Here is an 11,178-nt window from a genome sequence, read left to right on the forward strand (position 1 = left end):
GAGCGCATCGAGAAACTCTCCACCTCCGACATGGTCAACCGCGGGGTGGTGCAGGTCATGGAAGGCCGGCACTGCTTCGCGCACCTGAGCATCGAGGACAACCTGATGACCGGCGCCTACACCCGCCGGGACGGCAAGGCGGCGGTCGCCGAGACGCTGGAGAAGGTCTACAACTACTTTCCCCGGCTGAAGACGCGCCGCGCCAGCCAGGCCGCCTACACCTCCGGCGGCGAGCAGCAGATGTGCGCCATCGGCCGTGCGCTGATGGCCAACCCGAAGATGGTGCTGCTGGACGAGCCGTCGATGGGGCTGGCGCCGCAGATCGTGGAAGAGGTGTTCGAGATCGTGAAGGATCTGAACACCAAGGAACGGGTCACCTTCCTGCTGGCCGAGCAGAACACCAACATGGCCCTGCGCTACGCCGACTACGGCTACATCCTGGAGAACGGCCGCATCGTCATGGACGGCGCCGCCCAGGACCTGCGCGAAAACGAGGACGTGAAGGAGTTCTACCTCGGCATGGGCGGCGGCGACCGCAAGAGCTTCAAGGACAACAAGAGCTACAAGCGCCGCAAGCGTTGGCTCGCCTGAGTACAAGGGACGCGCCATGCAAGAAGAGTTCATCCGCGGGGGCTACGACGCCCTGGAAACCCGCGCGCCCGCGCTGCGCGAAGCCAGCCAGCTCGCCGCCCTGCCCGCCCAGGTGGCCCACGCCGCCAGCCGCACCCCGGCCTTCGCCGAGATCCTGGCGGGCGTGGACGCGGCCAGCATCACCAGCCGCGCCGCCCTGGCCAGCCTGCCCGTGACCCGCAAGGGCGCGCTGCTGGAGCGCCAGAACGCGCTGCGCGTGCGCGACGCGTTCGGCGGCTTCTCGGCGATCGGCTGGACGGGACAACCGGCGGTGCGGGGTGCGCGCCGCGTGTTCCAGTCGCCCGGCCCGATCTACGAACCCGAAGGCGCCGGCCACGATTACTGGCGCATGGCCCGTGCGATCCACGCCGCCGGCTTCCGCGCCGGCGAGCTGATCCACAACAGCTTCAGCTACCACCTCACCCCCGCCGGCTCGATGATGGAGACCGGTGCCCATGCACTGGGCTGTGCGGTCTTTCCCGGCGGGGTCGGCAACACCGAGCTGCAACTGCAGGCGGTGGCCGAGCTGCGTCCGCAGGGCTACATCGGCACGCCGAGCTTCCTGAAGATCCTGGTCGAGAAAGCCGCCGAGACGGGCGCCGACCGCTCCTCGATCACCAAAGCCCTGGTCAGCGGTGAAGCCTTTCCGCCGTCCTTGCGCGACTGGCTGGCCGAGCGTGGCATCGCGGGCTACCAGTGCTATGCCACCGCCGACCTCGGCCTGATCGCCTACGAAACGGTGGCGCGGCAGGGGCTGGTGCTCGACGAAGGGGTGATCGTGGAGATCGTGCGGCCGGGGACGGGCGATCCGGTGCCGGACGGCGAGGTCGGCGAGCTGGTGGTGACGACGCTCAACCCCGATTACCCGCTGATCCGCTTCGGCACGGGCGATCTCTCGGCCATCCTCGCCGGCGAATGCCCGACCGGCCGCACGGCGCCGCGCATCAAGGGCTGGATGGGGCGCGCCGACCAGACGACCAAGGTGCGCGGCATGTTCGTGCATCCGTCGCAGGTGGCCGAGGTGGTGCGCCGCCATCCCGAGATTGCCCGCGCCCGGCTGGTGGTGGAAGGCGAGATGGCCGACGACCGCATGACGCTGCACATCGAATGCGACGGCATCCCCGAAGGACTGGCGCCGCGGGTGGCCGGCTCGGTGCGCGACATCACCAAACTGCGTGCCGCCGTCACCACGGTCGCACGCGGCGCCCTGCCCAACGACGGCAAGGTGATCGAGGACAAGCGCAGCTACGCCTGATGCCCGGTCCAGGGTGGTCGGCCTGCACGAACTGCGGCGCGTTACGTAGTTTCCGAGATGCGCCCCTGGCGGACTGCCGCTAGGATCCGGCGCACTCACTGAACCAAACCCTTGGCATTGCGCGCCCCTGGAGACCCCATGAAGCATCTGATCACCGCCGTCGCACTGGCTGCCCTGTCCCTGGGCGCCGCAGCCCAGACCTACCCCGGCGACAAGCCCGTCACGATCATCGTCCCGTTCGCGGCCGGTGGCCCGACGGACAAGGTGGCGCGCGATCTGGCCGAAGCCCTGCGCAAGCCGCTCGGCGGCCAGGTGATCATCGAGAACGTCGCCGGCGCCGGCGGCACGCTCGGCCACACCCGAGTCGCCAAGGCCAGCCCGGACGGCTACACGCTGCTGCTGGCCCACGTCGCGATGGCCACCGCCCCGGCGCTGTACCGCAAGATGCAGTACGACGCGCTGACCGACTTCGAATACCTCGGCATGATCAACGAAGTGCCGATGACGCTGATCGGTCGCCCGAGCCTGCCGGCGAACAACTACGCCGAACTGACCAAGTGGCTCGACGCCAACAAGGGCAAGATCAACCTGGCCAATGCCGGTCTGGGATCGGCGTCGCACCTGTGCGGCCTGCTGTTCCAGCAAAGCGTCAAGATCGACATGACCACCGTGCCGTACAAGGGCACCGGCCCGGCCATGACCGACCTGATCGGCGGCCAGGTGGACCTGATGTGCGACCAGTCCACCAACACCACCGGCCAGATCACCTCCGGCAAGGTCAAGGCGTATGCCGTCACGACCAGCAAGCGTCTGACCACCGATGGCCTGAAGACCCTGCCCACGCTCAACGAGGCGGGTCTGAAGGGCTTCAACGTCACGATCTGGCACGGTCTGTACGCCCCCAAGGGCACGCCGAAGGCGGTGGTGGACAAGGTCAACACCGCACTGAAGGCGGCGCTGAAGGACGCTGATTTCGTCAAGCACGAAGAGGCCCTCGGTGCCGACATCATCACCGACGCCCGCACCAACCCGGCCGAGCACAAGAAGTTCGTCGAAGCCGAGCTGGCCAAGTGGGGTCCGGTCATCAAGGCGGCGGGCCAGTACGCCGACTGAGGCGAAACCCGCCCCTCTTTCCGCGATACCGCGTGCAAGGCCGTCCCCCGGGGCGGCCTTTTCGCTGGTGCAGCGCCCCCGACTTGCGCCATGATCCGCCCCATGCAAGTGCTGCTGCTCGAAGACGACATCGACCTGGGACAGGCCGTCACCGACCATCTGGAGGCGGCCGGCCACCAGGTGTACTGGTGCAAGCTGATCTCCCAGGCCCAACACCCTGGCACAGCGGATTTCGCCATGCTGGACCTGCAACTGCCGGATGGCGACGCGCTGGTGCTGCTGCGGCAGTGGCGCTCGGCCGGGCTGCGGCTGCCGGTGCTGGTCATGACCGCCCGCGACCAGATCAGCGACCGCATCCGCGGACTCGAAGCCGGCGCGGACGACTACCTCGTCAAGCCCTTCGATCTCGACGAGATGCTGGCCCGCATGTCCGCCATCCAGCGCCGATCGGCCCCCAGCCCCCACATCAAGGTGCAGGACTGCGAGTTCGATCTGGCCCACCTGCGGGCCTGGCGGAGCGGCGCGGGGGTGGACCTGACCGCGATGGAGTGGACCGTGCTGCGGGTGCTGTCCGGCCACATCGGCCGCATCTACAGCCGCGCGGACATCGAATCGACGCTCCTGTCCGGGGGCTTGCTGGCGGGCGAGAGCAACACGCTGGAGGTCATCATCAGCCGCCTGCGCAAGAAGCTCGGTGCCGCGCTGATCACCACCCACCGCGGACTGGGCTACCGCCTTGAAGCCTGACACGCCCGCACGCCACAGCCTGGAGTCCCGGCTGCATGTGCGGCTGCTGCTGGTGCTGGGGATGCTCTGGCTGGCGGCATCGGCGGCAGCGATCTTCGAGGTGCGCAAGGAAACCAACGAGGTGCTCGACCTGGCGCTGGCCGAGAACGCCGAGCGGCTGCTCATCCTGCTGCCGCTGCATGCCGCCGCAGACCCCCTGGACGCCGACCGCGCCCGCATCGACAGCATCGGCCTGCGCCGGGACAGCTCCGAGCCGATCGTCGTCTACCAGGTGCTCGACCTGGACAACCGCATCCTGCTGCGCTCGGCCCATGCACCCACCACACCGCTCGCGCCCGGCGCCCGCGAGGGCATGAGCCTGCACGGCGACTGGCGTGTGGCCACCATCACCCACCAGGGCCGCCGGGCGCAGTTCGCCGAAGCCGTCTGGCACCGCAGCTCCACGCTGGAGAGCGCCTCCATCACGATGGTGATCCCCCTGCTGCTGCTGCTGCCGCTGGCGGCGATGGTGCTGCACCAGGTCGTGCGCAAGACCTTCCTGCCCTTGCAGCCGGTGCAGGAAGAGCTGGCGCGGCGGTCGGCCCAGGATCTGCAGCCCATCTCGCTGCAGGACACCCCCAGCGAGCTGCACCCGCTGCTGGAGACCGTCAACGGCCTGATGGCCCGCGTGCAGGCCTTGCTGGCGGCCGAGCGCAGTTTTTCCGCCCGGATGGCCCATGAGCTGCGCACCCCGCTGGCCGCCGCCCGTGCCCAGGCCCAGCGCCTCGCGCAGGAAACCAGCGACGAACGCGCCCGCGAGCGGTCCCAGACACTGGTGCGTCAGCTCGATCGGCTGACCCACCTCGCCACCCGGTTGCTGCAGATCGCCCGCGTGGACTCCGGCGTCGCGCTGCAGCGCCAGTCGATCGACCTGCGCCAGCTCGCGCAGCTCGTGGTCGATGAATTCCCGCAATCCCGCGACAACACCCACCAACTGCGCCTGATCACCGACACCGCTCCTGCCTGGGTGAAAGGCGACATCGACGCGCTGGGCATCGCCGTGCGCAACCTGATCGACAACGCGCTGAAGCACGCAGGTCCGCAGGCCAGCGTGGTAGTGCGGGTGCTGCCCGACGAGATCTCCGTCACCGACGATGGCCCTGGCGCACCCGGCACCGATCTGGCGCCCCTGACCCGTCCGTTCGAGCGCGGCAGCACGCTGGCCCACGGCAGCGGCCTGGGACTCTCGCTGGTGCAGACGATCGCCCGGCAGTCCGGGGCAGAGCTGCTGCTGACCTCGCCGGTGGCAGACGGGCGCGGCTGGCGCGCCTGCCTGTGGTTCAAGCCACCAGCGTGACGCGGGCGAACTTGCGCTTGCCGACCTGCACGACGTAGGTGCCGGCTTCGACGCGCAGGGCCTTGTCGCTGAGGGTGACGCCGTCGATCCGCACGCCGCCCTGCTCGATCAGGCGCTGGCCCTCGCCACCCGACGCGACCAGACCGGCCTGCCGGAGCAAGGCGGCGATGCCCAGTGGCGCGCCCGACAGCGCCACCTCGGGCAACACGTCCGGCACGCCGCCGCGGGCGCGGTTCTGGAAATCCTGCTCCGCGGCATCGGCCGCCGCCGCGCCGTGGAAGCGCGTGGTGATCTCCTTGGCGAGCAGCACCTTGGCGTCCTTCGGGTTGCGGCCAGCCTCGACCCCGGCCTTCAGTGCGGCGATGTCGGCTTCACTGCGCAAGCTCAGCAGCGTGAAGTAGCTCCACATCAAGGTGTCGCTGATCGACAGCAGCTTGGCGTACATCGCGTTCGCCGGCTCGCTGATGCCGATGTAGTTGCCCTTGGACTTGGACATCTTCTCGACACCGTCCAGCCCCACCAGCAGCGGCATGGTCAGGATGCACTGCGGCTCCTGCCCGTATTCCTGCTGCAGGTGGCGCCCCATCAGCAGGTTGAACTTCTGGTCCGTGCCGCCAAGTTCCAGATCCGACTTCAGCGCGACCGAGTCATACCCCTGCATCAGGGGATAGAGGAACTCGTGGACCGAGATCGGCGTGCCGGCCTTGAAACGGTTCGTGAAATCGTCGCGCTCCATCATCCGGGCCACGGTGTAGCGCGAGGCCAGCGCGATCAGCCCCCGTGCCCCCAGCGGGTCAGACCATTCAGAGTTGTAACGAATCTCGGTGCGGGCCGGGTCCAGGACGAGACTGGCCTGGCGGTAGTAGGTCTCGGCGTTGGCCTGGATCTGCTCGGCGGTCAAGGGCGGGCGGGTCGTGTTTCTGCCAGAAGGATCACCGATCATCGAGGTGAAATCCCCGATCAGGAAGATCACCGTGTGGCCGAGATCCTGCAGTTGGCGCAGCTTGTTGAGCACCACCGTGTGACCGAGGTGGATGTCCGGCGCGGTCGGATCCAGCCCCAGCTTGATGCGCAGCGGCTGGCCGGTGCGGTGCGAGCGGGTGAGCTTGGCGACCCATTCCGCACGCGGCAACAGCTCTTCGCAGCCCCGCAGCGTGACATCCAGCGCAGCTTGCACGGATTCTTCGATTTCAATTAAATCAGGGAGCATGACGAAACGGGGGGTTATTAGTTCGTAACTTTGGCACACCTCGGTATACTGCGCCGACTTCGAGTTGGCCCGGATTCTAGGGTGTTCGGTGTTTGTTCCAGAGTAGAACAGACCCGGCGGCCCCAGGGGGAGGACGGTGCCGAGAGATCCACTGGACAGGCGTGTCCCGCGCCAGTCACGAACCAAGAACAGACTCGTGAACAATCTGGGCGAAAAAGCGCGCCTGCATCTGGCGCACGCAGACCTCACCGTTCGTCGGCATCCGAAGACGTTCAGCGCCATCGTGACCGCCGTGCTGACCCTCAGCGGGGTCACGGCCTTCGGTGTCGCACCACTGAGCATGGTGGACTCGACGCCGAAAAACGTTCAGATGGTCATCGAGTCCGTGTCGCCGGAAGGGCTGGCCGAACAGGCCGAGGCGCTGGCCGACTACGAGATGCTGCTGCACCGCAGCGACCTGACCCGCTCCACCGACACCGCCGACTCGCTGCTGCGCCGGCTCGGGGTGTCCGATCCCGAAGCTTCCGCATTCTTGCGCAAGAATCCTGTCGCCCGCACCATCCTTTCGGGCAGGCCGGGCAAGATGCTGCGGGCCGTCACCGAATCGACCCCTGGCGGCGGCGAGCTGCAGGAGCTGATCGTGCGCAGCCCGGCCAGTGATGCGGCGCGCGTCGGTTCCCACTTCACCCGCGTCACCGTGCGCCGCACCGAGCAGGGCCTGACCGCGCTCAGCGAGCAGGTGCCGATGAAGATCGAGACCCGCGGCGGCGCAGCCACGGTCACGTCCACGCTGTTCGCCGCGACCGACGAAGCGCGCATGCCCGACAACATCACGGGCCAGATGGCGGGCATGTTCGAGAACGATGTCGATTTCCGCAAGGACATCCGGCCCGGCGACAGCTTCGCGGTGGTCTACGAGACCATGACCGCGGACGGCGAGCCAGTCACCTGGACCGGCGCGGCCGGGCGCGTGCTGGCCGGACGTTTCATCCATGGCAAGGACACCCACGAAGCCGTCTGGTTCCAGGAACCCGGCAAGAAGGGCGAGTACTACAACCTCAAGGGCCAGGGCAAGCAGAAAGCCTTCATGGCCTCGCCGCTGGCCTTCTCGCGCGTGACCTCCGGGTTCGCGATGCGCTTCCACCCGATCCTGCAGACGTGGCGGGCCCACCTCGGCGTGGACCTCGGCGCCCCCATGGGCACGCCGGTCCACACCGTCGGCAATGGGGTGGTGAGCTTCTCGGGGGTCCAGAACGGCTACGGCAACGTCGTCGTCGTCACCCACAGCGGTGGCCGTGAAACCGTGTATGCCCACCTGAGCCGCATCGACGTGAACAAGGGCGCCACGGTCACGCAAGGTGCCCTCATCGGCGCCGTCGGTGCCACCGGCTGGGCGACCGGCCCGCACCTGCACTTCGAGTTCAAGGTCAAGGGCACACAGGTCGATCCGACGCAGATCGCCCGCGCCTCCGAAGCGTCCGAGTTGTCCGGCCCCGCCCGCGTCCGCTTTGACCAGCAATCCCGGCAATTGCACGCGCAGTTGCTCGACTCCATCCGCCCGGTCGGAAAGCTGGCCCGCGTGGAATGAGCAGGCCACACCACGACGCGCTCTTCATCGGCCTGATGTCGGGCACGTCGCTGGACGGTGTCGATGGCGTGCTGTGCCGGCTTGGCGCCGATGGGTGCTGGCTCGGCGTGCTGGCCCATGCCCACCGACCCTTCCCCGATGCCCTGCGCCAGTCGCTGATGGCGCTCCAGGCGAGCGGCCCGGACGAGTTGCACCGCGCAGCCCTGGCCGGCAATGCCATCGCCGAACGCTACGCCGAGGTCGTCCACACCCTGCTCGCCTGCACCGGCACCCCGGCGCACGCCGTCCGCGCCATCGGTGCCCACGGCCAGACCGTGCGCCACCAGCCCGGTCTGCACGACGGGGTGGGCTACACGCTGCAACTCGGCAACGGCGCCCTGCTCGCCGAGCGGACGGGCATCGACGTGGTCGCCGATCTGCGCAGCCGCGATGTGGCTGCGGGTGGCCAGGGTGCGCCGCTGGTGCCATGTTTCCACCAGCACGTCTTCGGGCGGCCCGATGCCACGCGCGCCGTGGTCAACATCGGCGGCATCAGCAACCTGACGATCCTGCGGCCCGGCGAGCCGGCGCGGGGTTTCGATTGCGGCCCCGGCAATGCACTGATGGACCACTGGATCCACCACCACCAGGGCCACGACTACGACGACCGCGGCGCCTGGGCCGCCAGCGGCACGGTGTTGCCCGCGTTGCTCGCCGACCTGCTTGCACAGCCCTATTTCGCCCTGCAGCCGCCCAAGAGCACCGGACGCGACCTGTTCCATCCCGCGTGGCTGCAGGAGCGGCTGGATGCGCTCGCTGCCGTGGCCAAGCCGATTCCCGCCGATGTGCAGGCCACGCTGTGCGAGTTCACCGCCGCGACGATCGCCGACGACGTGCAGCGCCACGCGGTCGATGCCGCCGATCTGCTGGTCTGTGGCGGGGGAGCTTTCAACGACGCGCTGATCGGGCGCCTGAAGGCCCGCCTGCCCGGTCTGGCGGTCCATTCCACGGATGCCCAGGGCCTGCCGGCACTGCAGGTCGAAGCCGCGGCCTTCGCATGGCTGGCGCACCGGCATGTGCATCGGCAGGCGGCGAATGAGCCGGCGGTGACAGGGGCGGCGGGGTTGCGGGTGCTGGGGGCGTGTTATCCGGCTTGAATCGAAGCCTTGGCGGAGGGTCTGGACCCCAATATCGGCGGAGCGCCGTACATCAACCGGCAACTGCCCATGATGTGCGACACGGGGATTTTCGGGTTGTTGATGTCCTTGCCCCCGTCTGCATGCCACTTCGCCTCCCACGGCACCTGCCGGTACTTGGCGATGATCGCCGGGTTCATGTGGTGGTGGGTCGAGAAACCACGGGTCAGTTCGATGTTCACTGACTTCAATTCGTACTCGCGTCCCTCGGCATCCACCGCGTCATTACCCTCTCGACCGGGCAGGATGGTCAGTCCCATCAGCAACAAGACCTGAAGCAACTTCCCGCTGTTGTCTTGGAAGATGTCGGCGATGCCGTGCTGGGTCGCCAGCCGCTGGTATTCCTCGATCGAGGGCCAGAGCGCCTGCAATCGGGCATAGTCGGGATGGGCTGCGGTCATGGCTTGGGCGCCTCCAGCAACGACGCCGCAGACACGCCAAGCGCATGGGCCAACCGCTCGATGTTGTCGATGGAGATGTTGCGCTCGCCGCGCTCGACCGAACCGACATAGGTGCGGTGCAGGCCCGCCCGATATATCCACACATCCCGAGATCAGCCGATGAGTAGCAGCCATGAACATTGAAAATGCCACGCCTTCTTACTTCACCGCACACGGCGCGGCCTATGTCGGCGACTCTCTGGACCTGCTGGCCAAACTCCCGGACAACAGCGTCAATCTGGTGATGACCAGCCCGCCTTTTGCGCTGCAGCGGCAGAAGGAATACGGCAATCTGGACCAGCACGACTACATCGGCTGGTTTCTCGACTTCGCCCGCCTCGTGCATCGCAAGCTGCGCGATGACGGCAGTTTCGTGATCGACTTCGGCGGCGCGTACATGAAGGGCGTGCCGGTGCGCAGCCTGTACAACTTCCGGCTGCTGATCAAGCTGGTCGATGAACTGGGATTTTTCCTGGCCGAGGATTTCTACTGGTTCAATCCGTCCAAGCTGCCCAGCCCGATCGAATGGGTCAACAAGCGCAAGCTGCGGGCCAAGGATTCGGTCAATACCGTCTGGTGGCTGAGCAAGACCGAATGGCCGAAGGCGGATGTCTCGAAGGTGCTGGCGCCTTACAGCGACCGGATGAAGAAACTGCTGGAAGACCCGGACAAGTATTACACCCCGAAAATGCGCCCGTCCGGGCACGACATCGGCAGCGCCTTCGCCAAGGATAATGGCGGCTCCATTCCGTCGAACCTGCTGCAGATTCCGAATACCGAATCGAATGGTCAGTATCTCGCCGGCTGCAAGGCGGTGGGTGTCAGCGGCCATCCGGCGCGTTTTCCGGCCAAGCTGCCGGAGTTTTTCATCCGGATGCTGACCGACCCGGAGGATCTGGTGGTGGACATCTTCGCAGGGTCGAACACGACGGGTCAGGTGCAGGGCTATCGCATCTAAATGTCGTCGAGGCCATCACTCGACGACACTCTCAGTGACTGCATTCGGCTTCTATATTGCGAAACACCTCAGAATGGCTTCCAACCTATGCCAGAAGTCGGTTCCGAGGCAAGGCCGCATTCAACCGACTGAAGAGATGCGTGCAACGTCGCTCATTTTCAGTCAAGTTCTGTCAATTTAGATGCGATCGCCCTGGGGTCAGGTGGCCGAGGCCGAGGGGCGGCAGTGGCTGTCGTTCGAGTTGTCGCGGGAGTATGTCGCCGCGTCAGTCTTCCGGTTCCTCGACAAGGACGTGTCGGCGGAGCGGGTGCAGGTGAACCATGAGTTGATCATGGCGGGTGGGTCAATTGCACTGACTGATCACCAACAGCGGCCAGCAATTCTGGCCCTTTGAGACAAGAATCTGCAGCACAAAAGCGAAAGCCGCTCGAAAGCGGCTTTCACAATCGGGCACAGCGGTCAATCAACGCGGCAGCGTCGTCGCCCCCATCAGAAACTGATCCACCTCCCGCGCCGCCTGCCGCCCTTCGCGGATCGCCCACACGACCAGCGACTGCCCGCGCCGCATGTCCCCGGCCGCGAACACCTTGGCCACGTTGGTCTTGTAGCCGGTCGCATCGTCGGTCGTCGCCTTGGCATTGCCACGCGCGTCCTTGCTCACGCCAAATGCGTCCAGCACCGTCGCCACCGGATTCACGAAGCCCATCGCCAGCAGCACGAGATCGG

12 protein-coding genes and 1 pseudogene are annotated in these 11,178 nt (G+C 67.0%); 9 read left to right on the forward strand and 4 right to left on the reverse strand.

The annotated features are described in order from the left end of the window. From QZW52_RS16270 to QZW52_RS16290, 5 genes are all read left to right on the forward strand, one after another. A partial coding sequence (locus QZW52_RS16270) for an ABC transporter ATP-binding protein (RefSeq protein WP_294000685.1) occupies positions 1-591 on the forward strand: 591 nt, incomplete at its 5' end. Between the two features lie 16 nt (positions 592-607). Beyond that, on the forward strand, positions 608-1,885 hold the full coding sequence (locus tag QZW52_RS16275) for a phenylacetate--CoA ligase family protein (RefSeq protein ID WP_434738350.1): 1,278 nt from the start codon (positions 608-610) through the stop codon (positions 1,883-1,885). Positions 1,886-2,023: 138 nt separating this feature from the next. Further along, positions 2,024-2,998 carry a tripartite tricarboxylate transporter substrate-binding protein gene (locus QZW52_RS16280; RefSeq protein ID WP_294000687.1) on the forward strand — a complete coding sequence of 325 codons (975 nt, stop codon included), beginning with the start codon at positions 2,024-2,026 and terminating at the stop codon, positions 2,996-2,998. Positions 2,999-3,100: 102 nt separating this feature from the next. After that, positions 3,101-3,745: a response regulator transcription factor gene (locus QZW52_RS16285; RefSeq protein ID WP_294000704.1), complete on the forward strand. Its 645-nt coding sequence runs from the start codon at positions 3,101-3,103 to the stop codon at positions 3,743-3,745. Next, positions 3,735-5,081: a sensor histidine kinase gene (locus tag QZW52_RS16290; RefSeq protein ID WP_294000689.1), complete on the forward strand. Its 1,347-nt coding sequence runs from the start codon at positions 3,735-3,737 to the stop codon at positions 5,079-5,081. The genes QZW52_RS16285 and QZW52_RS16290 overlap by 11 nt, the downstream gene beginning before the upstream one ends. Here QZW52_RS16290 and tyrS read toward each other — a convergent pair. After that, positions 5,065-6,291 (reverse strand): tyrosine--tRNA ligase, encoded by a 1,227-nt coding sequence (tyrS, locus tag QZW52_RS16295; protein ID WP_294000691.1) that lies wholly within the window; start codon positions 6,289-6,291, stop codon positions 5,065-5,067. The genes QZW52_RS16290 and tyrS overlap by 17 nt on opposite strands. 196 nt (positions 6,292-6,487) lie before the next feature. Here tyrS and QZW52_RS16300 point away from each other — a divergent pair, with 196 nt between their 5' ends. Together QZW52_RS16300 and QZW52_RS16305 are read left to right on the forward strand one after the other, a co-directional pair. After that, positions 6,488-7,879, forward strand: coding sequence for a M23 family metallopeptidase (locus QZW52_RS16300; protein ID WP_294000693.1), 1,392 nt, complete (start codon positions 6,488-6,490; stop codon positions 7,877-7,879). Next, positions 7,876-9,015 carry an anhydro-N-acetylmuramic acid kinase gene (locus tag QZW52_RS16305; RefSeq protein WP_294000695.1) on the forward strand — a complete coding sequence of 380 codons (1,140 nt, stop codon included), beginning with the start codon at positions 7,876-7,878 and terminating at the stop codon, positions 9,013-9,015. Before QZW52_RS16300 ends, QZW52_RS16305 begins: the two co-directional genes overlap by 4 nt. Here QZW52_RS16305 and QZW52_RS16310 read toward each other — a convergent pair. Further along, on the reverse strand, positions 9,003-9,455 hold the full coding sequence (locus tag QZW52_RS16310) for a PDDEXK family nuclease (RefSeq protein ID WP_294000697.1): 453 nt from the start codon (positions 9,453-9,455) through the stop codon (positions 9,003-9,005). The genes QZW52_RS16305 and QZW52_RS16310 overlap by 13 nt on opposite strands. After that, the gene (locus QZW52_RS16315) at positions 9,452-9,598 is read right to left on the reverse strand and encodes a helix-turn-helix domain-containing protein (protein WP_434738351.1); all 147 of its coding nucleotides are present in this window, start codon (positions 9,596-9,598) and stop codon (positions 9,452-9,454) included. Before QZW52_RS16315 ends, QZW52_RS16310 begins: the two co-directional genes overlap by 4 nt. Positions 9,599-9,627: 29 nt before the next feature. Here QZW52_RS16315 and QZW52_RS16320 point away from each other — a divergent pair, with 29 nt between their 5' ends. Continuing rightward, complete coding sequence (locus tag QZW52_RS16320; RefSeq protein ID WP_294000699.1) at positions 9,628-10,452, forward strand: DNA-methyltransferase; 825 nt, start codon at positions 9,628-9,630, stop codon at positions 10,450-10,452. Between the two features lie 181 nt (positions 10,453-10,633). Continuing rightward, entirely contained in the window at positions 10,634-10,846 is a 213-nt protein-coding gene (locus QZW52_RS16325; RefSeq protein WP_294000700.1) for a hypothetical protein, read from the forward strand. A gap of 69 nt (positions 10,847-10,915) precedes the next feature. Here QZW52_RS16325 and gltD read toward each other — a convergent pair. Next, a pseudogene (gene gltD, locus QZW52_RS16330) lies at positions 10,916-11,178 on the reverse strand (glutamate synthase); the annotation flags it as partial.

Origin of the sequence: Sphaerotilus sp. (genome assembly GCF_013299175.1) — a bacterium.
Taxonomy (GTDB): domain Bacteria; phylum Pseudomonadota; class Gammaproteobacteria; order Burkholderiales; family Burkholderiaceae_C; genus Sphaerotilus.